A 24,955-nucleotide genomic window follows, 5' to 3' on the forward strand; every position below is an offset into this window, starting at 1 on the left:
GCTTGATCCGTGCCGGATACCCGGCCTCCTCTAGGCGAGGATCATTGCAGCCGTGCGTCATTTGACGTCACGGTGGGGATAGGCGGTTCCGGTGCGGGATCAGCCATGCGCGGGCAAGGACGGTGGCCTTGCGCCCCTGTCGTCGCCAGAACCCGCGCAACAGGCGTTCCGGCGCGCCACCGTTCGCAAGGCGTTCGCGTTCGGCGGCAATGGTCGTCACGGCAGCTTCGGCCTCGACGAAAGCGGCAAGGTGCGGGTCCCAATAGCGGGGATAGAGCAGCAGCGCCCCGGCGACGAGTTCGTCGAGCGAAAGCCTTCGCCCGCGCCGGGCAAGCGCGGGATGGTCCCCGGCGTAATCCTCGGTCAGGCCCCAGCCCGCATAGAACGGGGCGCCGTGCGTCACCACTTTGACCCCGCGCAAGAGTGCGTCGAACCCGGCCTGCGAGGTGATCGTGTGCAATTCGTCGGCATGGGCAAGGCAGGCGACGATGGAAGCCTGCGTTTCGACATGGTCGGCATGGTCGAGCGCGGCCTCGCGCGCCACTCGTCCGCGCCGGTTGCCGCTCATCACGTCGGGGTGGGGCTTGTAGACCAGAAAGGCATCGGGCCGCGCTTTGCGGGCGGTCGCCAAAAGCTCCATATTGGTCCTGATGGCCGCACCGCCCAGCGCGATCGAGGCATCGCTTTCGACCTGGCCGGGGACCAGAACGACGGGGCGCCCGCCGGTGACCCATCCGGGCGGCACATGGCTTTCGACATTGTACTTGGTCAGTGCCTTGTCGACGATGAACCGGCGCAGGGCTGCGGCCCGGGCCAGCAAGGCTGCATCGAAGCGGGTTTCGCCCAGCAGGCATTCGAGCCCCGAGGGGTGCGTGGCGTCGAAATAGATGCCGGTGTCGTCAAGGACGATCGAGCGTGGGGGAATGAGGTCGGGTTTTCCTGCTTCGCAAGGGCCGATGGTTCCGGTAGCGACGAACCGCTGTCGCAGCCTTGGAGATGGTACCTTGGCAATCCTTGTTACCGGCAATGCCGGCTTTATCGGGTTTCACACCGCGCTCGCCCTGATGGCGCGCGGGGACGACGTCATCGGGATCGATGTCGTCAACGACTATTACGACCCGACGATCAAGGAAGCGCGGCTGCATGCGCTCGAGGATGCGGCGCGGCGCCACAATGTCGGCTATGCGTTCCTGCGCGCCAATCTGGCCGATCGCGCGGCGGTGGAGCGGCTCTTTGCCGATCATCCGATCCGCCGGGTGGTCCACCTTGCCGCGCAAGCGGGGGTGCGTCATTCGCTCGAAAACCCGCTGTCCTATGTGGAAAGCAATCTGGTCGGGTTTACCAACATTCTCGAAGCCTGTCGCCACGGCGGGATCGAGCATCTGGTCTATGCCTCGACCAGCTCGGTCTATGGTGCCAACCGCACCATGCCCTACAGCGAGCACGCGGGCACCGACCACCCGTTGCAGTTCTATGCCGCGACGAAAAAGGCGAACGAGGCGATGGCGCACAGCTATAGCCATCTTTTCCGCCTGCCGACGACGGGCCTGCGGTTCTTTACCGTCTATGGCCCGTGGGGACGCCCGGACATGGCGCTTTTCCGCTTTGCCCGCGCCATTGTCGACGGACGTCCGATCGACGTCTTCAATCACGGCCACCACACCCGCGATTTCACTTATGTTTCCGACATTGTCGAAGGGGTGATCCGCGCGATCGACCGGCCTGCCGCGCCCGATCCCAAATGGGACCCCTATCACCCCGATCCGGCGACCAGCGACGCGCCCTATCGGATCTACAACATCGGCAACAACCATCCGGTCAACCTTGGCGATTACATCGACGCGCTGGAACAGGCGCTCGGGCGCAAGGCGGAACGCAACCTGCTGCCCCTGCAGCCGGGCGACGCGCCCGACACCTTTGCGGACGTGTCGGACCTTGAACGCGATCTCGGCTATCGGCCCAGAGTCGGCGTGCCCGAGGGGGTTGCGGCCTTCGTCGAATGGTTCCGCGATTACTATCGTATCGGCTGAACGGGAACGGACGTGCGTCCATGGCTCGCGGTTCTCCCGGTTCCGGTCGTTTTTCGGATAGCCCGATGCTCTCGCGGCGAGCGAGGGCAGGGCTGCTTGTGGGCATCGCGGCCCTCCATGGGCTGCTCGGGCTCGGCCTGATCCGCGCATTCGGAGGCGTCGAGGCACTGGCCGAGCGCGTCGGGCTGGCACCGGCCCTGTCGGCAATGATCGTTGCCGACAAGCCGCCACCCGACCGCACCCAACCGGTGGCCCGGCACGAAACCGAAGGGGCCTCGGGCGCAGCCGGGCGCAAGGCTTTGGCCGATCAGATTATTGCCGCGCCTGCCCGGCTTCCCATTCCCGCACCACAGGCCCCGACCGTTGCCGGAACCGGGGACGCCACGCGTTCGGGGGCGAGTGCCCAGGGGGCCGGAACCGGCGGCGCGGGCGCGGGCAATGGTCCGGGCAGCGGGGGGGAGGGCAATGGCAGCGGCGGGCGCTATGTCGCGACGCGGCCGGTGAAGATCGCGGGCGACCTTGCCGAACGGGATTACCCCAAGGAAGGGCGGTCCAAACGGCTGGGAACGAGTGTGATCGTGGTCCTGACCGTGGGCACTGACGGACGCGTTACGGCCTGTCACGTTCACCAACCGAGCGGCGATCCCGATGCCGACACGATCACCTGCCGCCTTGCCGTCGAACGTTTCCGCTTTCGTCCCGCGCTCGATCAGAACGGGCAACCGGTGGAGGCGCCGTTCGGCTGGCAACAGCGGTTTTTCTGGAACTGATCCTGTTCAGCCGATCAGGCGTTCGCCCCGGTCGCGGATCATGTTGCCGATCATGCCGCGCGCAAAGCCCAGTCCCGAGGGGATCTCGACTTCGAAAATCAGCATGGCTTCGGCGATTTCGAGCGTGCAGGGGACGGTATAGCCCATCGCCGCCGCTTCGACCGCGAGATTGTCCTCGTCGACCCATGTCATCGCCAGCGTCAGCGGACCACCGATCAGCGCGCCTGCCTTGGCTTCGGCCTTGTCCATCTTGCCGTCGATGCGGCGGCGGATTTCGTCCTTGGCGAGACTGTGGGGAATTTCGATGCGCATCAGGCCTTGCTGCTCAGGTCGGGGAGAACGGACATGTCCTCAAGCGCGTTGCCGTAGCGATAGTCAAGATAGCGTGCCTGCGTGGCGAGCGCGTCGATGTCGCCTTCGGCCAGCCTGCGCGACAGTTCGTCGATCTCGCCGCCAATGCGCGTCAGCCCTTCGCCGAGCTGTTCGTCGGCCGTGAGGCCTCCGCGTCGCTCGCCCCGAAGCGAGGGGGGAATGCGGGTGTAGCTTGCAACGATACCGGGCAGGTGTTCGCCGATCAGACGGCGCACGTCGCCCACCGCCGGTTCGTTCGGATCGACGCCTGCAAGCTGGGCTCCGAGCATGTCGAGCTGAGTGCCGATGGCGTCGATCTGCCGCGCGGAGGGCGGGGGCAGGGCCGGACGTTGGGCTTCGAGCCAGAGCTGGGTCCGTCCCACGGTCGCACGCACGTCACCACGATTGAGCGCGCCCAGATCGGGCACTTTCATCCGCGGGAACACCGCGAGGAAGCCGACCGCCAGTACCAGCACGAGGATGGTGAGGACAAAGCCGCCAAGGCCGATGCCGCCCACGGCAAGCCCCGCGACGGTCGCGCCAAAGAGGATCACCCCGACGGCAAGGCTTGCCCGAACGAGCTTGCGCAGGACGTGCTGCCGCTTGATCTCGGCAGAACGGCGTCCGATCGAACGGGCTGCGATCCGCCGCCCGCCTGCCCGCTGATGATCGAGCGAGGCGCGCGCGGACGCCAGAATACGATCCGAGTCCCCGGCTGTACCCGCCATCTCAGGCTTCCGGCGCAAGCAGGAACGAGGGCGTTTCGGTGGCCGATGTTCCGGAAGTGCTGCTTCCCTGCGAGCGGGCGATATAGCCCTTCGACTTCTCGACTTCGTCGGAGAGCGTGGTGATCGTCTGCTTCATGGAATCGAGCGCCTTCACCTTGAACGTGTCGATCGAATCCATGGTGTCATAGATGTTCTGGAACGCCTTTTGCAGGGTTTCGACCGGCAAAGTGCTCGATGCGGCCATTTCGTGAATGCGCGCGGTGTTCTCGCGCAGCATCTGTCCGGTCGAATCGATGATGTTTGCAGTCGTGGTGTTGAGCGCGGTGATCTGTTGCAGGACCAGTTTCTGGTTGGTCATCGCCTGTGCGACGGTGACGGCGGTGCGCAGGGCCGCGACCGTCGTCGTGCTCGCGCGGTCGACGCCCTTCACCAGTTCGACGTTGTTCTTCTTGACCAGATCGAGCGCGAGATAGCCCTGAACCGTCACCGCCATCTGTGTCAGCAGGTCCTGCGTCCGCTGGCGGGTGTAGAACAGCGCGCTTTCCCGGATCGCCTTGCCCTTGGCGGGGTCGACAGAATCGCATTGGACGGCGGCATCCTCGAGCCGGGCGTCGAGCGTGCGGGCGATGTGGATCATCTGCTCCAGCTTGCCCATCGCTTCCCACAGCTTCTGCCGTTCGACGTCGATCGCGGCATTGTCCTTGAGCAGTTCGTCCTTGCCCGAGGCGAGACGGTCGAGGATCGCCTTGATATGCCCTTGTGCAGAGACATAGCCGTCGAAATAGCGTTTCACCCCATTGCCGAAAGGCAGGAAGCCCAACAGCTTGCGCCCGCCGCCGGTCACGCCGTGCTTGCCGGGATCGAGATCTTCGACCGTGCGGCGCAACGCGGCCAGATCGGCGCCGACGCCGCTGTCCTTGTCGATCGCGCGGATCGGGCGGTCGAGAAAGCGGTTCGACATCGATGCCGCCGCCGCGATTTCCTTGCCACCCATGGCGGTCAACTGGTCGACGCGCTTGCCGAATTCGGGGCTCGAGGCATCCTGGGCGACAAGTTCAGCGACGAAGGCCTCGACCCGCTCGTCGAGCTTCGAGCGCGTGCCTTCGTCGATCGGCACCAGTCCCGCCGCCTGTTGCGGGGTAACCACAGGCACCGGATCGGGCGGGGTCAGGTCCGGGGGCGTCAGGGTAATCGCGGGGGCGTCGTCGGTGCCGTTGGTGGCCATCATCGCACTCTGCAGGAGGATATGTCGTTCCGGAAAATGGCTCTTGCCGGGAACGAGGGCAAGGGGGGCCGTCGATGATGGGCGGCGGTTCGTCGATTGGGCTGGGGCGGCTTGCCGAAACGGGGCGGCGGCGGATAGCGTGGCGGTCATGAACCGCATTCACCTGCATCGTCGTCAAGTTCTGGGCGCGCTCGGCGCTGTTTGCGTCCCTTTCGGTCTTGCCGAACCTGCCTATGCGGCCTCCCGGCCTGCGTCAGCCGTTCCGGCCGGTGTCGCCCGGCTGTCCGCGCTCGAAACGCGCGCCGGGGGACGGCTCGGCGCGTTCGTGCTCGACAGCCGGAGCGGGCGTGGTTTCGGGTGGCGCGGGGACGAACGCTTTGCCCTGTGTTCGACGTTCAAGCTTTCGCTTGCCGCGCTTGTCCTGCGCGAGATCGAGGCCGGACGGCTCGATGGCGCGGAAACGCTCTATTATTCGATCATCGACGTCCTGCCTGCCTCGCCCCGGACGGGGGATGCGGCGGGGAAGGGCTGTCTCCCTGTCCTCGCGCTCGCGCAGGCGGCTCTGGAAACGAGCGACAATCTTGCCGCCAATCTGTTGCTCGACCGGCTCGGGGGGCCAGAGGCGCTCACCGCGTTCTGGCGACAGGTCGGCGACACGGACAGCCGGCTCGACCGTCATGAGATTTCGCTCAATCGCGTCTATGCCGGTGATGTGCGCGACACCACCACGCCGATGGCGATGGCGCGCACGGTGTCCGCACTGACGACCGGGACCGTGCTGACTTCCGCTTCGCGCGCGCAACTCTGGGGCTGGATGAAGGCGTGCGGAACCGGTCTTGCGCGGTTGCGCGCCGGGCTGCCCGCGCAATGGCAAGGCGGCGACAAGACCGGGACTTTTGCCGATCCGCGGTTCCCCGCCCATGTCAACGACATTGCGCTCGTCCTTGCGCCTCCGGCCGATCACGCCCGCTTTTCCGCGCCGATCGCGGTCACCGCCTATTACGAACCGGCCGGACAGCTCGATGCGATCGCTCCGGCCAGCGAAACCGTGCTCGCCGAAGTGGCGCGGATCGCGGCCGATCCGACCTCGTGGTGATCCCGGTGCCTTTTTCACAAATATGAAAAAGGCGCTTGCCGCAATGCCATGACTGCGCAAGGCTTGAGGTCTGCCGAGCGGAGTCGTTTCATGAATATGAAATGTCCACAGTCATGAGCGACCTTGACGCCCATCCCGAACGGCTGGCCGCGATCGAGGAAGCCGAAGCGGTCGGAGCGCGGCTGGGGCAGCAGATTCGCGCCTTGCGACGCGATCGCGGGCTGACGCTCGCGCATCTGGCCGAAACGACCGGATTGTCGCTTGGTCTTGTCAGCCAGATCGAGCGCGGCCTGTCGGAACCTTCGGTCAAGGCGCTGCATCTCCTCGCCTCGGCCTTGGGCGTCACGGTCGGCTGGTTTTTTCGGGATGACGGGGAACGGGAGGATACCCTGCCCGAGAGCGACCTGATCGTGCGGCGCGGGGCGCGACGGACCATTGGTTATGCCGGGGGTATCGTCGACGAACTCCTGTCGCCCTCGCTCGACGGGCAACTCGAACTGCTGCTTTGTCGGATTGCGCCGGGCAGCGGTGCGGACCCCTATGCGCACGCGGGTGAAGAGGCGGGCTATGTCGTTGCCGGGACACTCGAACTGACGGTCGAGGGGCATACCCATGTGCTGACCGCCGGGGACAGCTTCGGGTTCCGGTCGATGCGGCCGCACAGTTACCGCAATCCGACGCGACAGGAGACGGTCGTGATCTGGGCGGTGACGCCGCCTTCCTTCTGATCTTTTTCCCTTTTCTCAGGCTGCGACGGGGTCGTGCAGATGGCGGATGCAAGTGCAGTGGGTGCGGGCGCGCGCGTTTATGACGCGCTGGTGATCGGGGGCGGGCACAACGGCCTTGTCTGTGCGGGCTATCTGGCGCGTGCGGGGCTCAAAGTGGCGGTGCTCGAACGACGGCCGATCGTCGGGGGGGCGGCGGTGACGGAGGAAATCCATCCCGGTTTTCGCGCCTCGATCTTTTCCTACATGATGAGCCTGCTGCATCCGCGCATCATCAACGATTTTCAACTGCGGCGGCACGGGCTGGAAGTGCTGCCCTGTTCGGACATGGTCTCGCCGGTCGACGACCATGACAACTACATCACCTTTTCCGATGACGTGGCCCGCACGCAGGCCTCGTTCGCCCGCTTTTCCGCCCATGACGCGGCGATCTATCCCGCCTTCGACGCCTATCTGCTCGAAGCGACGAAGATCGTGCGCAAGCTCTTGTGGGAAACGCCGATCGACCCTGCGCGTCGCGACTGGAAAACGTTCCGCGACGGGGCGAAGCTGTTGTGGAAATACCGCCGCGTCGGCAAGAAGATGTACCGCATCGTCGATATGCTTTCGATGTCGGCCTACGACTTCCTCAAGGAATGGTTCGAGGACGAGCGGGTCATGGCCGTGCTCGCCTATTATGCCTCGATCGGCAATTTCAACGGGCCCAAATCGCCCGGATCGGCCTATGTCATCATGCATCATGTCATGGGCGAGCATGAAGGCGCCGGGGGCTGGGGCTTCATTCGCGGCGGCATGGGATCGGTGACGGGCGCGCTTGCCAGCGCCATTCGCGAACTGGGCGTCGATATCGTCACCGATGCGGAAGTTGCCGAAATCCGTTCGACCATGGGCAAAGTCGGCGATGTGGTCACGACCGACGGGCGGATTTTCCGGGCAAAGGCCGTGGCCTCCAATGCCCAGGCGCGGCACCTCTATCTCGACCTCATCGGCGAAGCGAACCTGCCCGCCGACACCCTGCGCGAGATCAAGGGGTATCGGACCATGGGCGCTTCGTTCAAGATGAACATCGCCTGCGAACGCCCGCCGCAATATCGCCTGCTCGATCGCGTCCGTCGCGAAGGGGCGCTGGGACAATTCTCCTATCCCACCTACATGCATATCGCGCCCGACATCGACTATCTCGAGCGTGCGTTCGACGCGGCCAAGTACGGCTGGTATTCGCCCGAGCCTTTCGTCACGCCGGTGGTGCCCTCGCTTGCCGACGATACGCTGGCGCCTCCGGGCAAGCATGTCGTCAACCTGTTCGGGGGGCACGCGCCCTACACGCTGAAAGGCGGAGACTGGGAAACCGAAAAGCCCAATTTCGAAAAGGCTGTGCTCGACGTGATCGAACGGTTCGCGCCGGGGTTCCGCAACGACATCATTGCCTGCCAGATGCTGGTCCCGCCCGATATCGAGCGCATCGTCAACCTGCCGCAGGGGCACATCTTCCACGGGGAACTGTCGCCCGACCAGCTGTTCTTTCAACGCCCGGTCTCCGGTTTTGCCGATTACCGCACGCCGATCGCCTCGCTCTATCTGTGCGGATCGTCGGCCCATCCGGGCGGCGGGGTTTCGGGTATTCCGGGGCACAATGCCGCGCGAGAGATCCTCAAGGATCTTGGCAAGACCATTCGGTGAATTGCGAGGGGCAGCGCCCCTCGCGCTCCCATGAGATGGCGCGGGTGGCTGCGCTGAGATGGCGTGATAAACCAGATCATGGGTTCCCGGGGGCGCTGCCCCTGGGCCGCCGGAGGCCTTTTTCCTTCCACCCCCTTTTCGCATGAAAAAAAGGGCGGCCCGACCGGACCGCCCCCCTTTTTTCCTGATGCCGTTTCGCCGGGGTCAGGCGGCGAGGCGATAGGGCTCGATCTCGCCTGCGAGATAGAGCTTCTTGGCCTTGGCGCGGCTGAGCTTGCCCGAGCTGGTGCGCGGCAGGGTGCGCGGCGGGACCAGTTCGACGACACAGTTCATGCCGGTGATCGAGCGGACCTTTTCGCGGATCTGTTCGTGCAGGCGCACGCGCTCTTCCGGATCGGAAACGCGGCAATGGACGAGCACGGCGGGCGCTTCTTCGCCGTTTTCAGTTTCGATGGAAAAGGCGGCGATGTCGCCCTGGTGGAAGCCGGGAAGCTGTTCCACCGCCCACTCGATGTCCTGCGGCCAGTGGTTCTTGCCGTTGATGATGATCATGTCCTTCGCGCGGCCGACGATGAACAGATACCCTTCGGCATTGAGATAACCCATGTCGCCGGTGTCGAGCCAGCCGTCGACCAGAGCCGCGTCGGTCGATTCGGGATCGCGGAAGTACGAGTGCATGACCGACGAACCGCGGCACCACACCTTGCCGATGTGATGGTGGGCGAGGACCGAGCCGTTTTCACCGCGGATCTCGATTTCCATGCCGCGCACGGGCACGCCGCAATTGACGATGGCGCGATAGCGGGCCGGACGCGACAGGTCGCGCGGGGCACCCGACAGGCGTTCTTCCTCGACCAGTTCGACACGGATGCCTTCGGCAGGCGGCATCAGCGTGACCGCCAGAGTCGCTTCGGCAAGGCCGTAGCTGGGGAGGAAGGCATTGGCCTTGAACCCGGCGGCCGAGAACACGTCGACGAAAGCCTGCATGACGTCGGGGCGAATCATGTCCGCGCCGTTGCCGGCCACGCGCCAGCGCGACAGGTCGAACCGTTCGGCCAGATTGGTCTGGCTCGAAATGCGGCGCGAGCAGATGTCGAAACCGAACGTGGGCGAATAGGAAATCGTCGTGCCCGGATTGCGGCTGATGACGTCGAGCCATGCCAGCGGACGGCGGGCGAAGTCTTCGGTGCGCAGGTAGTCGACCGACAGCTGGTTGCCGATCGTCGACAGGAAGCAACCGACCAGCCCCATGTCGTGATACCAGGGCAGCCAGCTGATGCAGCGGTCGCCTTCGCGGATGTCGATTCCGTGACCCTGACCCGCCAGGTTGGCGAGCAGAGCGCGGTGGGTGACGGCAACGCCGTGGGGGAAGCGCGTCGAGCCGCTCGAATACTGCAGGTAGCAGATCGCGTCGGGATCGGGCGTGGGCAGGGTGGTGTCACCGGGAACGATGGCGTCGAATTCGGCCCAGGACATGCCCTTGCAGCCCTGGCGCTCGGCAGCGGCTCCGCACATTTCAGCGATTTCGCCGGGGAAGAACAGGACCTTGGGGTCGCTGCTGGCAAGCTGCACGGCGATCTGGTCGATGTAGTTTTCCTTGCCGCCGAAGCTGGTCGGCAGGGGCAGCGGAACCGGCCAGGCCCCAGCATAGATCGCGCCGCAGAAAAGGGCTGCGAAATCGGTGCCGGTTTCGGCGATCAGGGCCACGCGGTCGCCGGGTTCGATGCCCATGGCGATCAGGCGCTGGGCCGCGACCAGCGCGTCGGCGCGCAGTTCGCGGAACGGATAGACCCGCACGAGCGTGCCGCGCGGATCGTGGAAATTCATGCCCTTTTCGCCCTCGGCCGCATAGTCGAGCGCGTCGCAGAACGTTTCGAAGTCCGAGTAGCGGCGCGGACGCCCGTCATCGTTGGGCGTCGGCACGAGACCTTGAACGGGCGCGGACGCCGTCTTGTCGAGGACGGCTTCGGATACGGTCATTTGTTACCCCGGGTTATCGGATTTTTCGTGTTCGTCATGGAAAAGGTCGCAAGCCGAACATCGGGTGCCGCGCTCGTTTCCACGGCGGCATCCGGCCGATTCCGGCGGTACGCGTCCAATTCTCCAGAATCCTCCTTTATCCGCGACTGTGGCACGAATAAGGCGTGAACATGCACGAAGCGGACGAAATGCGTCATGAAACGCCCAGACGAGACCGCCGGGCCCGTCCGCTCGACGCGGTTCGGCTCGATGAACTGGCACTTGTCTATGTCGCGCGCTTTGCCACCAGCACCGGTCGCCTCGGCGCCTATCTCGCGCGCAAGGTGAAAGAGCGCGGCTGGGAAGGCGATTCTCCGGCCGACATCGACGCGATCGTCGCCCGGATGGTCGAGCGCGGTTATGTCGACGACGCGGGCTATGCGCAGGCGCGCGGGCAGGGATTGCTGCGCCGGGGCTATGGCGCACGGCGCGTCGCGGAAAGCCTGTCGCGCGACGGCATTGCGCCCCCCCTGGTCGAGGAAGCGAGCGGCAGCGAGCGCGAGCGACGGCTGGCCGCGCTCGCCTTTGCCCGGCGTCGCCGCATGGGGCCTTTCGCGCGTCCGGGGACGTTCGGGGCAGGTTCAGCCGGGGATGACGAACAAGAGGCCGGTCTTGATCCTGCAATGCGGGCGCGGCAAGTCGCGGCATTCCTGCGCGCGGGGCATTCGCTTGGCGCAGCGCGGGCGCTGATCGAAGCAGCCGATGTCGCATCGGCGGAAGAATGGGTTGATGAAGCAGATGATTCGTAAGGGTTTTGCAATCGCGACCGGGACTGTGATCGCCGGTGCCGTCGCCTTGGGGCTGGTCGCCTGTTCGCCGGTGGCCGCCGCCGGGAACGAAAGTGCCGGAGCCGCCCGCGCGGCGGGGCAGGTCGCGGCCGAGCCCAGGCTGCATCCCGTCTCGGGTCTTGCCGTCGTTCCCCTGAAAGTCGTGACGAAGCGGGGCGCGCATGTGTTCCAGGTCGAAGTGGCCGCCAGCCCGCTGGAACAGGAGCGGGGCCTCATGTGGCGCAATGCCATGGGGGCCGACGAAGGGATGATCTTTCCCTTCAGCCCGCCGCGCCGCACCGCGTTCTGGATGAAGAACACCGTGATCGGGCTCGACATCGTGTTCATCGGACCCGATCACAAGGTGCTCAACATTGCAGCCAAGGCGGTTCCCTATGACGAAACGCCGCTGCCCTCGGCCGGACAGGCGGCGGGCGTGCTTGAGCTCAATGCCGGGCGCGCGGCGCAGATCGGCCTCGCGCCGGGCGATACCGTCACCTGGTAAGCCTGCCTCCGGTTGGAGGCCCCCGATTTCGGGGCGGCTGCATTTTTCGAGTCTTGTCGACGCGCGGGAGTTCCTCTCGCGCAAGTTACCCAAAAGGAGGCACAAGTGCGGCTTGCCTCCACCCCCCGGAAAGGTCTAAGCGCAAGGGCCATGAGCATCCTCGGCACAATCTTCACCTGGTGGAACGGCGCCACCTTCGGTACCTCGCTCGACAGCGCCCGAAACGGCGAGCAGGTCGGACAGGACGCGCAGGGCAACAAGTATTACCGCGCGAAGAAGCCCTATCCCAAGGGCCATCCCTTTGCCGGTCGCGAGCGTCGCTGGGTGATTTACAACGGCGCCAACGATGCCAGCCGGGTTCCGGCCGAATGGCATGGCTGGCTCCACGGCAATTTCGACGGCGTGCCGGAAAGCAATCTGCCCCCGCCGAAGATCTGGGAAGCCGAATTCACGCCGAACGCCACCGGCACTTCGAACGCCTATCGTCCGCAGGGCGCGCTCGAGCGTGGCGGCAAGCGTGCGGCGGCGACCGGTGACTATGAATCCTGGTCGCCCGACCAGGCCTGATTTTCAGCGCATCGTCCGGTTTACGTGCCGCATCAGCCGGTCCCTTCGTTCGCGCACGCGCCCCGTTTCGGGGTGTGGCGTGTGGGGGCCGGTCTTGCGTTGATCGGGGCTCTCGCGGCTTGCAACAAGCAGGCCGAGGCGCCCCCCCCTCCCGAAGCGACCGAGAGCGCGGGCCCTTCGGCTCTGGCCAGCGGCGTCGTTGAAAGCGACTACGGCACGCCGGTCAAGGATCGGGTCGCCACGCTCGGCCTCATCAACAAGCGCAACAACATCACCCAGGACATCGTGCTGAAGACCGGCGAATCGCGTCGGATCGGCAATGTCATCGTCAAGCTTGCGACATGCGAGCGGACGGCGCCCTGGGAAGATCCGCAGGAAACCGGCGCTTTTGTGCAGGTCTTCGTCGAGGAACGCGCTTCGATCCGCGACAAGCTCGCCTGGCACAAGGTCTTCTCGGGCTGGTTGTTCAAGAATTCCCCGTCGCTCAACGTGGTCGAGCACCCGGTCTATGACGTCTGGGTCAAGGATTGCGCGATGAAATTCCCGGGCGAAGAGGACGGGCCGGTTGCGGCATCTTCGGCAGCGGCATCGACCAAGGCGGCAAAGCCCAGCGGCAAGAGTGAACCGGCGCCCGCCAGCGCGACCGACGATGAGGCTCCGGCCGAAGAAACGCCCCCCGAATAAGTGCGCCCGGAATCATCGCGGGGCGGAAACGCATCAGCCCAGGTTTCATCGGGTTCGGGCGGACGAATCGAATGGCGCAGCAGGGCGAGGTAATCGCCTTGCGGCAATTCCACGGTTCCGAGCGATTCGAGGTGCGGCGTCGAGAACTGGCAGTCGAGCAATTCTCCCCCGCCCATGCGCAAGGCTGCGACCAGCCATGCCAGAGCCACTTTCGAGGCATCGCTGACCCGGCTGAACATCGATTCGCCGCAAAAGACCCGTGCAAAGCCGACGCCGTAGAGGCCGCCGACCAGCCTTTCCTCGCCATCGGCATCAGTTATCCACGTCTCGATCGAATGGGCCGCGCCCAGGCGGTGCAATTCACGGTAACTTTCGCGGATGCGGGCGCTGATCCAGCTTTGTTCGGCATCGGGACGTGGCGCAGCGCAATGGTCGATCACCGCGTCGAAGGCCGTGTTGCAGGTCACGCGAAAGCGTCCCCGGCGCAAGGTGCGCGCCAGGGAATGGGACAAGTGGAACCGGTTAAGCGGCAGAATTGCGCGGATTTTCGGCTCGACCCAATAGATTTCGGGATCGTCCCGGCTGTCGGCCATGGGAAAGATCCCGGCGCGATAGGCCCTGAGCAAAAGTTCGGGCGGAATGATCTGGGGTTCTTCTCGGGCCATGACGTGTTGATTTTCATGATCTCCCCGGTTGCATCCCTCTCGTCAACCCACTATGGCGCAGCCTCGCCACCGCGATCCGTCGCCGTGGATGCAGGAGTGTAGCTCAGTTGGTAGAGCATCGGTCTCCAAAACCGAGGGCCGTGGGTTCGAGTCCCCCCACTCCTGCCATTTTCCGTTGACCCCATGAAATCTCGTCCGGAATCGCTGACGCAGGCTTCCGAATGGGAGCCGTCTGGCCCGGACGGAGACGCTCTCGTCGAAACGACGGCGGCGCGCGTTTTGCGTGTCGCGATGGTCGCTTTCGCGCGGGATGGCTATGCCGGGGCGACGACGCGCCAGATCGCGTCGGCAGCCGGAGTCACGCTGCCGGTCATCGCCTATCACTTCGGCAACAAGGACGGACTGCACCGCGCCTGTGCCCGCGACATCGTCGAGCAGTATCGTCGGCGCCTGCTGCCCCTCGTCGTCACGGCGCGCGCGACGGCGGACGACGGTACGCTGTCGGTCGCCGAGGCGCGACTGTGGCTGGAACGGATCCTCTCTGCATTGGTGCTGGCGATCACGGCGGACGCCGACCAGCGTCTGTCGACCGATTTCGTCTTGCGCGAAATGAGCGAGCAGGGGCCGGGCTATGACCTCCTGTTCGAACAGCTCTGGCGTCCGGGGCTGGTGCTTGTCGCCGATCTCGTGGCGATCGCGCGGGGGCGAAAGGCGGCGCAGGAGGGTGATTCGCTTGGTGCGACCATGCTGCTCGCCTCGTTGACGGCCTTTACCCGGCAGGAGCCGGTGACGCGCGCCTACCTCGGCTGGGACGGTCTGTCGCATGATCGGCGGGAGCAAATCACCGGCAGTATCCTTGCCATGCTCGACGGATTGCTCGCCCGGACCTGAGGGGCATTGAAGGCAGGGCCCCACTTGCCTTTTGCGCAGGGGCCGCTTATCTGGCGGACATCTCCCGCACAATGGAGCTTTCATCTGCCCCTCCCGGACTTGTCCGGGGCGGCGATGGCCCCTAGGCGGAAGCCGTGCAAATCCGTTGAAGGCAAGCAAAGCGATGGCCAAGACGAGCCCGAACGAATTCTTCAATCAGGTGAAGGCCGAGGCCCGCAAAGTGGTCTGGCCGACTCGCCAGGAAACGACCAGCACCGCGATCTTCGTCGCCTTGATGATGGTGCTTCTCTCGGTGTTCTTCCTCGGGATCGACAGCCTGTTCGGCTACGTCGTCAAGATTCTGCTCTCGCTCGCCTCCTGATCGCGGCGACAGACCTTAAATACATCCAGGAACAGTCCATGGCTCGTTGGTATATCATCCACGCCTATTCCGGCTTTGAAAACAAGGTCCGCGAAGCGATCATCGCCGAAGCGGAACGCAAGGGTCTGTCCCAGCTCGTCGAAGCGGTCGAGGTTCCGACCGAAACCGTGACCGAAGTGAAGCGCGGCAAGAAGGTCCAGGTCGAGCGCAAGTTCATGCCCGGCTACGTCCTCGCCAAGCTGACGATGAACGACGACATCTATCACCTCGTCAAGAACACGGCGAAGGTGACCGGTTTCCTCGGCACCAACAACAAGCCGCAGCCGATCTCCGAAAAGGAAGCGCAGCGGTATTTTGGTGCGCGCGAACAGGCTGCGTCCGAACCGAGCAATCACATCTCGGTCGATTACGAAATCGGCGATTCGGTCAAGGTCAACGCGGGGCCCTTCGCCTCGTTCAACGGCGTGGTCGAGGAACTCGATTTCGAAAAGCAGCGCGTCAAGGTGTCGGTCTCGATCTTCGGACGCGCCACGCCGGTCGAGCTCAGCTTCGAGGAAGTCGAACTGGTCAAGTAAGTCGGGGACGGCTCGGGACTTGTCCCGGGCCGCGACGGCACTTGCATTTCGGGCGCATGCTGCTATGCGCGCGCCCTTCGCCCCGTGGTTTTGCCGTGGGGTGATGCCGCTGCGGGAGGCGTCGCCGAAAGGTTGCGCCGCATGACCGCTAACTCTGCGGGGGAAACCCCAACAGGATGACAAGGAGGCCACCATGGCCAAGAAGATCGAAGGCTATATCAAGCTTCAGATCAATGCCGGCGAAGCAAAGCCCTCGCCGCCGATCGGTCCCGCGCTGGGTCAGCGCGGTGTGAACATCATGGGTTTCTGCAAGGAATTCAACGCAGCGACTCAGGAAGTCGAAAAGGGCACGCCGCTGCCGACGGTCATCACCGTCTATGCCGACCGCTCGTTCTCGTTCGTCACCAAGACGCCGCCGGCGACTTACTTCATCAAGAAGGCGATGAACATCAAGTCGGGCTCGAAGACCCCCGGCAAGGCTTCGGCCGGCACGATCAAGCGTTCGCAGCTTGCCGCCATCGCTGAAGCGAAGATGAAGGATCTCAACGCCAACGACATCGATCAGGCGACGAAGATCATCGAAGGTTCCGCCCGCTCGATGGGCGTTCAGGTCGTGGAGGGCTGATCCCATGGTGAAGCAGACCAAGAAGCAGCAGGCTCTCACTGCCAAGCTCGGCGACAACCAGAAGCTCTATGGCATCGATGAAGCCATCGCGCTGCTGAAGGATCTCAAGAGCGCCAAGTTCGACGAATCGCTCGAAGTCGCGATCAACCTCGGCGTCGACCCGCGCCACGCCGACCAGATGGTCCGCGGCATGGTCACTCTGCCCTCGGGCACCGGCAAGGACGTCAAGGTTGCCGTCTTCGCTCGTGGCGACAAGGCTGAAGCGGCTCTGGCCGCTGGTGCCGATCGCGTCGGCGCGGAAGACCTGCTCGAAGAAATGCAGGGCGGCAACGTCGACTACGGTCGCGTCATCGCCACGCCCGACATGATGGGCGTCGTCGGCCGTCTCGGCAAGATCCTGGGCCCCAAGGGCCTGATGCCGAACCCGAAGCTGGGCACCGTGACCCCGAACGTCGCCGAAGCGATCAAGGCTGCCAAGGGCGGCCAGATCGAATTCCGCGTCGAAAAGGCCGGGATCATCCACGGCGGCATCGGCAAGCTCTCGTTCTCGAACGAAGCTCTGCGCGCCAACTTCGACGCGTTCGTCGACGCGATCGTCAAGGCCAAGCCGTCGGGCGCCAAGGGCAAGTATGTCCGCAAGGTCGGCCTGTCGAGCTCGATGGGCCCGGGCATCAAGATCGACGTGGCTCAGGTCCACTCGGCCTGATCTCGCGAGCGATCCGCTCCCAATAGCAAAAAGGGCGGTCGGGATATCCCGGCCGCCCTTTTTGTTTGGGGGAAAGAGGCGCGCGCTCAGGCGGGAACGGCAAAGGGCAGCGGCGCGTCCTGCCGCATGGCGTCGAGAACGGTCGCGAAATCGGTGGTGAAGGCAAAGCCGAGCTCACGCCGGACAAGCGCGGAATCGTAAACCCGGTCGATTGTGCGCGGCAATGTCCATCCCCGCGCGGCGAAGAGATCGGGGGCGTCGGGAAAATGGCGCGCAATGACCGCTGCGGCATTGCGCTTGAGCTCGACCGCCTCATCGGGGGAAAAGGGTGAGGGCGCCGAGACGATATAAGTGGAATAGCCCTGTGGCGCGCGTTCGAGCGCGGCGATGTGGACGGCAACGGCATCCTCGACCGTCAGGCGGCGGTGCAGGAATTCAAGCGCCTTGAGATTGTCGCCACGGATGAGTGCGATCGCTGGGTCGTCGGTGGGGAAGAACCGGGCAAGGCGCAGTGCGGCGACGGTCATGCCTCCTTCCGCGAAGAGGCGGGCAAGGTTTTCGGCGGCAAGCTTGGTCACGCCATAGATGTTGCGCGGGGTGAGCGGGCCATGAGTCTCGTCGAGAAAGGCGGCCGCCTCGGCGCGTCCAGAGGCAAGCGCGGCGTCGATCATCAGCGACGTGCTGGAGGTCAGCACCGCGCGGGTGCAGCCTGCGGCCCGTGCAGCTTCGAGCACGTTGAGCGTGCCCGTCACATTGACATCGACAAAGGCCCGGGCAGTCGCCTTGCGCAGATCGGGTTGGTGCAGGGCAGCGGTATGGATCACCGCGTCCGCGCCGAAGGCAAAGACCCGGTCGACCACGCTGCGATTGGCAACAGAGCCGAGCACTTGCGTTTCGGGCCCCGCGACCATGTCGAGGCCTGTCACCCGATGGCCCCCGGCGCGCAGCGCGGCGCTCAGCCGTTGCCCCAGCCAACCCGACGATCCGGTAACGATGATGCGCATGGTGTCTCCCGCTGAATCTGAAACCATGGCCCATAGGCACCGCTTTTTTCAGCGTCGATTGCGTCTCGGTCGGGTTCGGAGCAAGCGGTTGGGCCGTTCGCTCAATGGTGGAGGAGATTGGCCCCGGTATAGCATTCGCTGACCAGGCTGATCGCTTGGCCGTCGGCACGGCGCAGGATGGCGGTTACGTGGTGAATGGTCCCGGCGGGGCACGGAGCGGGCGGGGGCATGTCGGTCGGCAACGGCACCCGGTGAAAGTCGAGCGGGGCGACGACTTTGCCGAAAGGCATATGGGTCGTGTCGAGCGTGCGGTTCATGTCCGGCGTCAGGCGCGCGGGGACATACCAGTTCATCGCATCGGAAAGGACCGTGTCGCCGCACGAGAGCAGGACATGGCGGACGCGCAAGGGTTCCTCGGGGGCAACCTCCAGCGCCGCACGGATCGCGGGGGTGAACACCGTTTCGCGGCTGTCGACCTGTCGGGCAAGGATGCGCGCAGGGGCAGCGATGCCTTGTCGCGCGCACCATTCCTCCAGCGCGAGCGTCGCGCTTTCATGGCGTCCGAGCGTCGCGCGAAAGGCACGCAGTCGATGCGAGGATGAGGGCGCGCAGCCGGTCAGTCCCAGTGCGGCGACCGCTGTCAGAGACAGGGTCAGGGCGAGAGGACGTGCGGGCGCGCGCGAGGTCATATCCCGCCGGGAACCGGTTCGCGGCCGAGAGTGGCCAGCCCTTCCGACAAGGCACGCGCGCAAGCGCCCAGCAAGTCGGCATCGGTTGCCCGGATGACGAAATTGGCGCCGGTGCGGCCTTCGCGGAAGAAGGGGTAGCTGCCGATCTGGACTCCGGCGAACGTGGTTTCGGTTTCGCGCAGAAGATCGGCGATCTCGCTTTCCCCGACCCAGCAGCCAATCGTTTCGGAGAGGAGCGGCAGCCCGCCCTCGAGCTTTCCGGTCAATCCGTCGAGCATTTGCGCGGTGATCGAGGGAACCCCGGCCATCAGGAAAATGTTGCCCGCGCGGATGCCGGGCGCGCCCGACAGGCGGTTTTCGATGAGGTCGGCGCCTTCGGGAACGCGGGCCATGCGCAGGCGCGCTTCGGTAAGGCCGCCGCGCGTGGTGTAATAGTCTTCGAGAATGGCGCGGGCGCGCGGATGGACGACGACCGGCACGCCGAGCGCCTCGGCGACCGCATCGACCGTGATGTCGTCATGGGTCGGGCCGATGCCGCCGGTGGTGAAGAGATAGTCGTTGCGCACACGCAGGGCGTTCACTGCCTCGACGATCGCCTCCATCACGTCGGGCACCACCCGCACTTCGCGCAGGCGAATGCCCTGCACGCCGAGCCAGGTCGCGACTTGCGCGATATTCTTGTCCTGCGTGCGGCCAGAGAGGATTTCGTCGCCAATGACGATCAGGGCGGCGGTCCAGATGCGGGTGCTTTCGGTCATCGGGGCGAGGGATAAACCAATGGTCTTTGCGTGCAAGCTTCCTCTTGGGTGACTTGCCCAAGGGGGGCTCTCGATCGTATGGCCCGACCGCATGATCGTTGCCGCGCGCCGTTATTGCCCCGGGCTTTCCCAACCCGCTGAGCTGGTCGTCGACGGGCTGCCTTCGTCCCCATCGGATGAGGGCGCTTTCGACTGGGTCGGACTGGTCGAGCCGGACGCCGAGGAAATGCGCAAGGTCCAGGCACAGTTCGGCCTTCATCCCCTGGCCGTGGAGGATGCGCTCAACGCGCGTCAGCTGCCCAAGGTCGATATCTATGGCGAGCAGCTTTTCGTGGTCGCGCGTACGGCCGTTCTCGGCCGGAACGAAGAGATCACTTATGGCCAGACGGCGTTCTTCCTGGGTGATGATTTCCTCGTCACGGTACGGCTTGAATCAAAGCGAAGCCACGAAGGCGTGCGCCGCATGCTCGAAGGGCGCAGCGAGCGCCTCGCCGAAGGGCCGGACTACGTTCTGCATGCCGTGCTCGACTTCATCGTCGACGGGTATCAGCCGATCATGGATCAGCTCGACGACATCGCGATCGCGCTGGAAGAGGCCGCGATCGATGCCTTTCCCGATCAGCTGACGATTCGGCGTATTTTCCGCCTGCGCCGGGTCTTGCGCCGGTTCGAGCGGGTGGTGGGGCCGATGGTCGACTTGTGCGAGCGGCTGTCGACGCAGAACCTGCCGGGGATTGATCCGGGGACGCGGATCTGGCTGCGCGACGTTCACGACCACATTCGCCGTGTCATGGCCCGCCTCGTCGGCCTGAAGGAAGTGCTGGCCGCGATCGTCGAAACCGCGAGCCTGCTCGAACAGCACCGGCAGGGCGACATGACCCGCCAACTGGCCGCATGGGCTGCGATCCTTGCTGTTCCGACCGCGATTGCGGGGATCTACGGCATGAATTTCGATTATATTCCCGAGCTCAAGTGGCACTACGGCTACTTCATGGTGCTCGGCGGGATCGCCACCGTGTGCGGCGGGCTCTATGCCCGCTTCCGTCAGATCGGCTGGCTTTAATCCGGACTGACGAGAAGCTGTTCCCAGCGGCCCTTGTCGCCACGCTCGGCATAAGTGATCACGGTCAGGCTGCGCTTGCCGCAGGTCACGGTGAAATTGCGGTTGACGAAGCCACCGCGCAGGCGGGGCTTGTTCTTGGGCGCAAAGCCGGTGCAGGCGCCGAGCGCGGTCAGCGACCGGCGATAGTCGGTGAGCGTCTGCGGCGTGAAATAGCTGCGCGCGTCGTCGGTGAAGTGGGCCGGATTGAACCGACCGGCGGCGAGTGCGGCGAGTTCGGCGCGGGCATCGTCGGTGCGCGCGCTTTCCCCGGTATTGGCCTGGACTGCACGGGGCAGGATCACCGCGCCGATCGCTTCGGTCAGAACCGAGGTCGCATCGGAAAAGCCCGCATTGGTCAGGACCACCAGAGCCGCGCGATCATCAGGCCAGACAGTGTTCTGTGACAGGAAACCGATCGATTCGCCGCCGTGGTCGATCGTCTTGCGCCCGTCGACCTGTCGCACCGACACACCGAGGCCATAGCCGTTGCTGGTGCCGTCCGAGAGCCGCACCGGGGTTTCCTGTTCGGCCCAGTCGCGCGCGGGCAGGATGCGGCGATCGAGCCGGGCGATGTCCCACCGGGCGAGGTCGGCGGCGGTCATCGACAGCTCGCCCGCCGCATAGAGCCAGCCGCGCGCGGGCGGTGTTACCTGGCGCACCGGGCCGAGCGCGGCACGGGCATAGCCCTTGGGAAAGGCGGGGCCGTTGGTGTCGTCGATGAACAGTGGGTGGATGCCGAGCGGGTGGAACAGGCGTTCGTCGAGCAGTTGCGCAAGCGGCGCGCCACCGGCCTTTTCGGCAATTCGCCCGGCCACGACATAGCCGGTGTTGGAATATTGCCAGCGACTGCCGGGGTCGTAGTCGAGCGGCTTCTTGGCCCAGCGGTCGATGATCGCTTCGGGCGTGGTCGGTGTGGCCATGGCCGCAAAGGCATAGTCCTGGGGCCAGTAATCCTGCAGTCCCGAGGTGTGCGAGAGCAACTGGCGCACGCTCATGTGATCCGCGCCGCTCACTTCGGGCAGCCACTTTGCGACTGTGTCGTCGAGCGAGAGTTTACCCTCGTCGGCGAGTAGAAGCAGCAACGCGGCGAGGAACTGCTTGGAATTCGACGCGATCTGATAGGGTATGTCGGGGCGCGCGACCGGGAGCGTGTCGGACGCCCGGCCCCAGGCGCGGGTCATGACCAGTTCGCCCCCGCGCACGACCGCGATCGACACCGACGGAACGCCGGTGCGGGCCAGTGTCTTCGTCACCGCCTCGTCGATCGCCTTCTCCTCCTGCGCGGTCAGGACTTGCGCGACAGCCGCGAGAGGCTGGGCGACAAGGGCGAGCGCCGCGAAGGAGGACAGCAGGCGTTTCACGATCCGGCGATCACCCCATAAAGGTCGTGGGCGTCGGCATCCTCGACCACGACATCGACGAAATCGCCGGGAGCGAGCGTTGCGGGCACGTCGCGGAGATAGACCGCACCGTCGATTTCCGGGGCATCGGCCTGCGAACGGCCAGTTGCGCCGATGTCGCCTTCCTCGTCCGGCTCGCCCACTTCGTCGATGATGACGCGCAGGGTGCGGCCGACCTTGGCTTCCAGACGCGCGCGGCTGATCGCCTCGGTCTTTTCCATCAGGCGGGCGTAGCGTTCTTCCTTGACCTCTTCGGGCACGGCGCCGGGGAGATCGTTGGCGACCGCTCCGGCCACGGGTTCGAAGCGGAACGCGCCGACGCGGTCGAGCTGCGCTTCTTCGAGCCAGTCGAGCAGGTAGCGGAAATCGTCCTCGGTCTCGCCGGGGAAGCCGACGACGAAAGAGGAGCGGATGGCAAGATCCGGGCAGATTTCACGCCAGCTGCGCAGGCGTTCGAGCACTTTGGCCTCGTTTGCCGGACGCTTCATCGCGCGCAGGACCGAAGGGCTCGCATGCTGGAACGGAATGTCGAGATAAGGCGTCAGCAATCCCTCGGCCATGAGCGGGATCACCGCTTCGACATGGGGATAGGGATAGACGTAGTGCAGGCGCACCCACGGCACTTGCCCGTCCGGCGTGCGCAACCCGCCCAGTTCGCGGGCAAGGTCGGTCATGTGGGTGCGGACCGGATGGCCTTTCCACAGCCTTTCCTCGTGGCCGACATCGACGCCATAGGCCGACGTGTCCTGGCTGATCACCAGAAGTTCGCGGGTTCCGGCCGCGACCAGCTTTTCAGCCTCGCGCAGAACCGCGTCGATCCGGCGGCTTGCCAGTTTTCCGCGCAATTGCGGAATGATGCAGAAGGTGCAGGCGTGATTGCAGCCTTCGGAAATCTTGAGATAGCTGTAGTGGCGCGGGGTCAGCTTGACATCGCCGGGCGCCGACTGGGGGATGAGGTCGACATAGGGGCCAAGGCCTGGAGGGGCGGCGGCATGGACCGCATCGACCACGTCCTCGTACTGATGCGCGCCGGTGACGGCGAGGACGTCGGGGAACCGCGCGCGGATCAGCTCTGCCTCGTTGCCCATGCAGCCGGTCACGATCACCCGGCCGTTTTCGGCAATCGCTTCCCCGATGGCGGCAAGGCTTTCTTCCTTGGCCGAATCGAGAAAGCCGCAGGTGTTGACCAGCACGACATCGGCGCCGTCGTAATCGGCGCTCATCTGATAGCCGTCGGCGCGCAGGCGCGTCAGAATGCGTTCGGAATCAACGAGCGCCTTGGGGCAGCCCAGGCTGACCATGCCGACTTTCGGGGCGGCGGGGATGGAAACGGGTGTCTGTTCGGAAGTCATCAGGGTGCGGCCCATAGCTCTTTTTCCGCGCCGCGTCACGCGCGGGGCGAATTGCTATCGCGATGCGGCAGGCGTATGCGCAGACCCACGCAAAAATACCGCAAGTGCGGAGAATATGATGGGTCCGGTTAACTGGTTGGCAGTGGTCGTTGCAGCGCTGGTGGCGTTGCTTGTTTCGACGGTCTGGTACGGGCCGTTGCTCGGCCGTGCCCGGCTGGAGGAACTGGGGCCCGGCGGCCTTGGGCAACGCGTCGCGCCGATGCGCACGCTGTTCCTGACGTTCGTGCTGATGCTGGTGTCCTCGGCGATGATCGGCCACATGTTCGCCCGCGTCGGACCGGCAACCCTGGCGCTCAAGCCCTGGCTCTATTTCATGATGTCGGGCGGCCTTGCGGGGGCTTTCGTGATTCCTGCCATGTGGATCAACTATACCAATCTGCGGGTCAGCACGCGGTTGGCGCTGATTGATGCGGGGTACTGGATCGCGGCCTACCTCTCGATGGGGCTCACCTATTTCGTCATGGCGTGGTGAGGAGAGTCATGCATCGCTGATCCAGGCGAGAGCGGCAACCGAGAGAGCATCCCGGCGCAGAAGGCGAGTCGCTTCGGCGATATGACTGCCTGATGTGGCGACATCATCGATCAACAGGAGCCGTCCCTTGACCTGATGGGTAAGATCCATGCGCGGGCGCGTCGCGTTCGTGCGTGGATGGGACGAGCCGCTTACCGGGATCGGGCGAAAAGCCTCGTCGAAGGGAATGTCGAGCAGCCTTGCCAGTCGGGCGCCGATCTTCTGCGACAGGCAACCTGGACCGCTGTGGCCGCAGGGCACGGCAACGAGTGTGTCGAACATCGATGTGCCGAAGGTTTCCAGCACCCAGGAATGCATTTCCATCGCGATGCGATCGACAAAGCTTTCGGGGATATTGCGTTTCAGGGCCTTGATCGCGGCAAGCTGGAAACGCTTGATCGGACTGCGCCAGCGGCGCAGCGAATAATAGGAAATGTCGCCCCGCATCTTGAGGCTGCGATTGGGGACCAGTGTCTCGAACAGAAAGTCGGCGGTCGGCTCGAACCCGGCACGGGATGCGTCCGCGACTTCGTCGGGACAGGGCGTTCCGGCCGCATGTCCGGCGCGAAAGGGCGCGCGATCCTCTCTCACGATCTGGCATGGCAGGTCGTGCGTATTGTTGTCGGGAGGGGCTGCAAGCGAGCGGGACAGATCGCCGATCAGGCGAAATTCCTCCTGGAAAATCTGGCGGAACAGATTGATCTTCGAATGGAATTCGGAATTTTCCGCGAAATTCTTCTTTCCCGACCGGCCCATGATGACGGTGATGTGATTGTCCTGGTTCGGAAGGCGAATGGCAAAGGTGATGTTCTTGTCCCAGAGCGGGACGTGCGGATTGCAGGATTGAAGCAGCTTTTCGTGTTCGTCGAATGTGCACACGTCATAGAAACTGCGGACCGGATAGCGCGCGGCGTCGATCGGTCGGCTCAGGACTTGTGTCGTCGTGTTGAAACCGGCGATCGGGTCAATGACATGGCCTGTGCGAAGTCCCAGAATCCCGCCTTCTGCGCCGATGGAATCGCACATGAGATTGAGCATGTGCGACAATAGCGGTGTCGTTCCGTGCAGGAGAAGACTCCCGGAACCATGAAACATACGAGCTTTCCTTC

At 64.8% G+C, this 24,955-nt stretch carries 27 protein-coding genes, 1 tRNA gene and 1 pseudogene; 17 read left to right on the forward strand and 12 right to left on the reverse strand.

All coding sequences use genetic code 11. The features are described from left to right. Window positions 1-67: 67 nt before the first annotated feature. A complete protein-coding gene (locus Y88_RS12520; protein ID WP_008069847.1) occupies window positions 68-1,027 on the reverse strand; it encodes a capsular polysaccharide export protein, LipB/KpsS family in 960 nt (319 codons plus the stop codon). Here Y88_RS12520 and Y88_RS12525 point away from each other — a divergent pair. Together Y88_RS12525 and Y88_RS12530 are read left to right on the forward strand one after the other, a co-directional pair. Next, the gene (locus tag Y88_RS12525; protein WP_008069849.1) at window positions 1,005-2,030 is read left to right on the forward strand and encodes an NAD-dependent epimerase; all 1,026 of its coding nucleotides are present in this window, start codon (window positions 1,005-1,007) and stop codon (window positions 2,028-2,030) included. The two genes, Y88_RS12520 and Y88_RS12525, sit on opposite strands and share 23 nt — an antisense overlap. A gap of 65 nt (window positions 2,031-2,095) precedes the next feature. Further along, window positions 2,096-2,800 (forward strand): TonB family protein, encoded by a 705-nt coding sequence (locus Y88_RS12530; RefSeq protein WP_232281057.1) that lies wholly within the window; start codon window positions 2,096-2,098, stop codon window positions 2,798-2,800. A 6-nt stretch (window positions 2,801-2,806) separates the two neighbouring features. Here the strand turns inward: Y88_RS12530 and Y88_RS12535 are convergent, their stop codons facing one another. The 3 genes from Y88_RS12535 to Y88_RS12545 are packed head-to-tail and all read right to left on the reverse strand — an operon-like array spanning window position 2,807 to window position 5,107. Further along, window positions 2,807-3,112: a polyhydroxyalkanoic acid system family protein gene (locus Y88_RS12535; RefSeq protein WP_008069853.1), complete on the reverse strand. Its 306-nt coding sequence runs from the start codon at window positions 3,110-3,112 to the stop codon at window positions 2,807-2,809. Further along, complete coding sequence (locus tag Y88_RS12540) at window positions 3,112-3,879, reverse strand: hypothetical protein (protein ID WP_008069855.1); 768 nt, start codon at window positions 3,877-3,879, stop codon at window positions 3,112-3,114. Before Y88_RS12540 ends, Y88_RS12535 begins: the two co-directional genes overlap by 1 nt. 1 nt (window position 3,880) lies before the next feature. Beyond that, window positions 3,881-5,107: a toxic anion resistance protein gene (locus Y88_RS12545; RefSeq protein ID WP_008069857.1), complete on the reverse strand. Its 1,227-nt coding sequence runs from the start codon at window positions 5,105-5,107 to the stop codon at window positions 3,881-3,883. Between the two features lie 145 nt (window positions 5,108-5,252). On the opposite strand from Y88_RS12545, the gene bla reads away from it, so the two are divergent. From bla to Y88_RS12560, 3 genes are all read left to right on the forward strand, one after another. Next, window positions 5,253-6,200, forward strand: coding sequence for a class A beta-lactamase (gene bla, locus Y88_RS12550; protein WP_018075508.1), 948 nt, complete (start codon window positions 5,253-5,255; stop codon window positions 6,198-6,200). A gap of 113 nt (window positions 6,201-6,313) precedes the next feature. Then, the gene (locus tag Y88_RS12555) at window positions 6,314-6,928 is read left to right on the forward strand and encodes a cupin domain-containing protein (RefSeq protein ID WP_008069862.1); all 615 of its coding nucleotides are present in this window, start codon (window positions 6,314-6,316) and stop codon (window positions 6,926-6,928) included. A gap of 39 nt (window positions 6,929-6,967) precedes the next feature. Next, complete coding sequence (locus tag Y88_RS12560) at window positions 6,968-8,605, forward strand: phytoene desaturase family protein (protein WP_008069863.1); 1,638 nt, start codon at window positions 6,968-6,970, stop codon at window positions 8,603-8,605. A gap of 204 nt (window positions 8,606-8,809) precedes the next feature. Here the strand turns inward: Y88_RS12560 and Y88_RS12565 are convergent, their stop codons facing one another. Beyond that, window positions 8,810-10,585, reverse strand: coding sequence for a fatty acyl-AMP ligase (locus Y88_RS12565; protein WP_008069866.1), 1,776 nt, complete (start codon window positions 10,583-10,585; stop codon window positions 8,810-8,812). 170 nt (window positions 10,586-10,755) lie between these two features. On the opposite strand from Y88_RS12565, the gene Y88_RS12570 reads away from it, so the two are divergent. The 4 genes and pseudogenes from Y88_RS12570 to Y88_RS19635 form a co-directional block, all read left to right on the forward strand. Beyond that, entirely contained in the window at window positions 10,756-11,373 is a 618-nt protein-coding gene (locus Y88_RS12570; protein ID WP_018075507.1) for a RecX family transcriptional regulator, read from the forward strand. Further along, window positions 11,354-11,896, forward strand: coding sequence for a DUF192 domain-containing protein (locus tag Y88_RS12575; RefSeq protein ID WP_018075506.1), 543 nt, complete (start codon window positions 11,354-11,356; stop codon window positions 11,894-11,896). Before Y88_RS12570 ends, Y88_RS12575 begins: the two co-directional genes overlap by 20 nt. A 150-nt stretch (window positions 11,897-12,046) precedes the next feature. Next, window positions 12,047-12,463 (forward strand): NADH:ubiquinone oxidoreductase subunit NDUFA12, encoded by a 417-nt coding sequence (locus tag Y88_RS12580; protein WP_008069871.1) that lies wholly within the window; start codon window positions 12,047-12,049, stop codon window positions 12,461-12,463. Window positions 12,464-12,748: 285 nt separating this feature from the next. Continuing rightward, window positions 12,749-12,934 (forward strand): annotated as a pseudogene (locus Y88_RS19635) (DUF2155 domain-containing protein); the annotation flags it as partial. Window positions 12,935-12,969: 35 nt separating this feature from the next. On the opposite strand, the gene aat reads toward Y88_RS19635, so the two are convergent. After that, a complete protein-coding gene (aat, locus tag Y88_RS18990) occupies window positions 12,970-13,812 on the reverse strand; it encodes a leucyl/phenylalanyl-tRNA--protein transferase (protein WP_008069872.1) in 843 nt (280 codons plus the stop codon). Between the two features lie 92 nt (window positions 13,813-13,904). Here aat and Y88_RS12590 point away from each other — a divergent pair. The 6 genes from Y88_RS12590 to rplA all read left to right on the forward strand — a co-directional run bounded on the left by Y88_RS12590 (window position 13,905) and on the right by rplA (window position 16,970). Further along, window positions 13,905-13,980: transfer RNA gene (locus Y88_RS12590), tRNA-Trp, on the forward strand. Window positions 13,981-13,995: 15 nt separating this feature from the next. Continuing rightward, window positions 13,996-14,703 (forward strand): TetR family transcriptional regulator, encoded by a 708-nt coding sequence (locus Y88_RS12595; RefSeq protein ID WP_008069873.1) that lies wholly within the window; start codon window positions 13,996-13,998, stop codon window positions 14,701-14,703. A 163-nt stretch (window positions 14,704-14,866) separates the two neighbouring features. Then, a complete protein-coding gene (gene secE / locus Y88_RS12600; RefSeq protein WP_008069874.1) occupies window positions 14,867-15,064 on the forward strand; it encodes a preprotein translocase subunit SecE in 198 nt (65 codons plus the stop codon). A gap of 38 nt (window positions 15,065-15,102) precedes the next feature. Further along, on the forward strand, window positions 15,103-15,639 hold the full coding sequence (nusG, locus tag Y88_RS12605) for a transcription termination/antitermination protein NusG (protein WP_008069875.1): 537 nt from the start codon (window positions 15,103-15,105) through the stop codon (window positions 15,637-15,639). Window positions 15,640-15,832: 193 nt separating this feature from the next. Next, window positions 15,833-16,264 carry a 50S ribosomal protein L11 gene (gene rplK / locus Y88_RS12610; protein WP_008069876.1) on the forward strand — a complete coding sequence of 144 codons (432 nt, stop codon included), beginning with the start codon at window positions 15,833-15,835 and terminating at the stop codon, window positions 16,262-16,264. A gap of 4 nt (window positions 16,265-16,268) precedes the next feature. Continuing rightward, complete coding sequence (gene rplA, locus Y88_RS12615) at window positions 16,269-16,970, forward strand: 50S ribosomal protein L1 (RefSeq protein WP_008069877.1); 702 nt, start codon at window positions 16,269-16,271, stop codon at window positions 16,968-16,970. A gap of 86 nt (window positions 16,971-17,056) precedes the next feature. Here rplA and Y88_RS12620 read toward each other — a convergent pair whose 3' ends face one another. The 3 genes from Y88_RS12620 to Y88_RS12630 form a co-directional block, all read right to left on the reverse strand. Next, window positions 17,057-17,974 (reverse strand): NAD-dependent epimerase/dehydratase family protein, encoded by a 918-nt coding sequence (locus tag Y88_RS12620; protein WP_008069880.1) that lies wholly within the window; start codon window positions 17,972-17,974, stop codon window positions 17,057-17,059. 101 nt (window positions 17,975-18,075) lie between these two features. Continuing rightward, window positions 18,076-18,663 carry a hypothetical protein gene (locus tag Y88_RS12625; protein ID WP_008069882.1) on the reverse strand — a complete coding sequence of 196 codons (588 nt, stop codon included), beginning with the start codon at window positions 18,661-18,663 and terminating at the stop codon, window positions 18,076-18,078. Further along, on the reverse strand, window positions 18,660-19,421 hold the full coding sequence (locus tag Y88_RS12630) for a competence/damage-inducible protein A (RefSeq protein WP_008069884.1): 762 nt from the start codon (window positions 19,419-19,421) through the stop codon (window positions 18,660-18,662). Before Y88_RS12630 ends, Y88_RS12625 begins: the two co-directional genes overlap by 4 nt. Before the next feature lie 91 nt (window positions 19,422-19,512). Here Y88_RS12630 and Y88_RS12635 point away from each other — a divergent pair, with 91 nt between their 5' ends. Next, window positions 19,513-20,484: a magnesium and cobalt transport protein CorA gene (locus Y88_RS12635; RefSeq protein WP_008069886.1), complete on the forward strand. Its 972-nt coding sequence runs from the start codon at window positions 19,513-19,515 to the stop codon at window positions 20,482-20,484. Here Y88_RS12635 and Y88_RS12640 read toward each other — a convergent pair. After that, entirely contained in the window at window positions 20,481-21,884 is a 1,404-nt protein-coding gene (locus Y88_RS12640) for a serine hydrolase domain-containing protein (RefSeq protein ID WP_008069888.1), read from the reverse strand. The two genes, Y88_RS12635 and Y88_RS12640, sit on opposite strands and share 4 nt — an antisense overlap. Continuing rightward, a complete protein-coding gene (rimO, locus tag Y88_RS12645; protein WP_008069890.1) occupies window positions 21,881-23,290 on the reverse strand; it encodes a 30S ribosomal protein S12 methylthiotransferase RimO in 1,410 nt (469 codons plus the stop codon). The genes Y88_RS12640 and rimO overlap by 4 nt, the downstream gene beginning before the upstream one ends. 100 nt (window positions 23,291-23,390) lie before the next feature. On the opposite strand from rimO, the gene Y88_RS12650 reads away from it, so the two are divergent. Beyond that, window positions 23,391-23,807 (forward strand): DUF1761 domain-containing protein, encoded by a 417-nt coding sequence (locus tag Y88_RS12650; RefSeq protein ID WP_232281058.1) that lies wholly within the window; start codon window positions 23,391-23,393, stop codon window positions 23,805-23,807. Window positions 23,808-23,813: 6 nt separating this feature from the next. On the opposite strand, the gene Y88_RS12655 is transcribed toward Y88_RS12650, so the two are convergent. Further along, complete coding sequence (locus Y88_RS12655; RefSeq protein WP_232281059.1) at window positions 23,814-24,941, reverse strand: phosphoribosyltransferase domain-containing protein; 1,128 nt, start codon at window positions 24,939-24,941, stop codon at window positions 23,814-23,816. Window positions 24,942-24,955: the final 14 nt, after the last annotated feature.

The sequence above is a fragment of the Novosphingobium nitrogenifigens DSM 19370 genome (assembly GCF_000192575.1).
Taxonomy (GTDB): domain Bacteria; phylum Pseudomonadota; class Alphaproteobacteria; order Sphingomonadales; family Sphingomonadaceae; genus Novosphingobium; species Novosphingobium nitrogenifigens.

Excerpts from the sequence above, each read along its gene's own strand:
- Y88_RS12625 (WP_008069882.1), bottom strand. The coding sequence starts at position 18,663 with ATGACCTCGCGCGCGCCCGCACGTCCTCTCGCCCTGACCCTGTCTCTG.
- Y88_RS12530 (WP_232281057.1), top strand. The coding sequence starts at position 2,096 with ATGCTCTCGCGGCGAGCGAGGGCAGGGCTGCTTGTGGGCATCGCGGCC.
- Y88_RS12575 (WP_018075506.1), top strand. The coding sequence starts at position 11,354 with ATGAAGCAGATGATTCGTAAGGGTTTTGCAATCGCGACCGGGACTGTG.
- Y88_RS12580 (WP_008069871.1), top strand. The coding sequence starts at position 12,047 with ATGAGCATCCTCGGCACAATCTTCACCTGGTGGAACGGCGCCACCTTC.
- Y88_RS12620 (WP_008069880.1), bottom strand. The coding sequence starts at position 17,974 with ATGCGCATCATCGTTACCGGATCGTCGGGTTGGCTGGGGCAACGGCTG.
- nusG (WP_008069875.1), top strand. The coding sequence starts at position 15,103 with ATGGCTCGTTGGTATATCATCCACGCCTATTCCGGCTTTGAAAACAAG.
- rplK (WP_008069876.1), top strand. The coding sequence starts at position 15,833 with ATGGCCAAGAAGATCGAAGGCTATATCAAGCTTCAGATCAATGCCGGC.
- Y88_RS12635 (WP_008069886.1), top strand. The coding sequence starts at position 19,513 with ATGATCGTTGCCGCGCGCCGTTATTGCCCCGGGCTTTCCCAACCCGCT.
- aat (WP_008069872.1), bottom strand. The coding sequence starts at position 13,812 with ATGGCCCGAGAAGAACCCCAGATCATTCCGCCCGAACTTTTGCTCAGG.
- Y88_RS12655 (WP_232281059.1), bottom strand. The coding sequence starts at position 24,941 with ATGTTTCATGGTTCCGGGAGTCTTCTCCTGCACGGAACGACACCGCTA.
- Y88_RS12650 (WP_232281058.1), top strand. The coding sequence starts at position 23,391 with ATGATGGGTCCGGTTAACTGGTTGGCAGTGGTCGTTGCAGCGCTGGTG.
- Y88_RS12565 (WP_008069866.1), bottom strand. The coding sequence starts at position 10,585 with ATGACCGTATCCGAAGCCGTCCTCGACAAGACGGCGTCCGCGCCCGTT.
- Y88_RS12540 (WP_008069855.1), bottom strand. The coding sequence starts at position 3,879 with ATGGCGGGTACAGCCGGGGACTCGGATCGTATTCTGGCGTCCGCGCGC.
- rplA (WP_008069877.1), top strand. The coding sequence starts at position 16,269 with ATGGTGAAGCAGACCAAGAAGCAGCAGGCTCTCACTGCCAAGCTCGGC.
- Y88_RS12560 (WP_008069863.1), top strand. The coding sequence starts at position 6,968 with ATGGCGGATGCAAGTGCAGTGGGTGCGGGCGCGCGCGTTTATGACGCG.
- Y88_RS12545 (WP_008069857.1), bottom strand. The coding sequence starts at position 5,107 with ATGATGGCCACCAACGGCACCGACGACGCCCCCGCGATTACCCTGACG.
- rimO (WP_008069890.1), bottom strand. The coding sequence starts at position 23,290 with ATGGGCCGCACCCTGATGACTTCCGAACAGACACCCGTTTCCATCCCC.
- bla (WP_018075508.1), top strand. The coding sequence starts at position 5,253 with ATGAACCGCATTCACCTGCATCGTCGTCAAGTTCTGGGCGCGCTCGGC.
- secE (WP_008069874.1), top strand. The coding sequence starts at position 14,867 with ATGGCCAAGACGAGCCCGAACGAATTCTTCAATCAGGTGAAGGCCGAG.
- Y88_RS12595 (WP_008069873.1), top strand. The coding sequence starts at position 13,996 with ATGAAATCTCGTCCGGAATCGCTGACGCAGGCTTCCGAATGGGAGCCG.
- Y88_RS12570 (WP_018075507.1), top strand. The coding sequence starts at position 10,756 with ATGCACGAAGCGGACGAAATGCGTCATGAAACGCCCAGACGAGACCGC.
- Y88_RS12535 (WP_008069853.1), bottom strand. The coding sequence starts at position 3,112 with ATGCGCATCGAAATTCCCCACAGTCTCGCCAAGGACGAAATCCGCCGC.
- Y88_RS12630 (WP_008069884.1), bottom strand. The coding sequence starts at position 19,421 with ATGACCGAAAGCACCCGCATCTGGACCGCCGCCCTGATCGTCATTGGC.
- Y88_RS12555 (WP_008069862.1), top strand. The coding sequence starts at position 6,314 with ATGAGCGACCTTGACGCCCATCCCGAACGGCTGGCCGCGATCGAGGAA.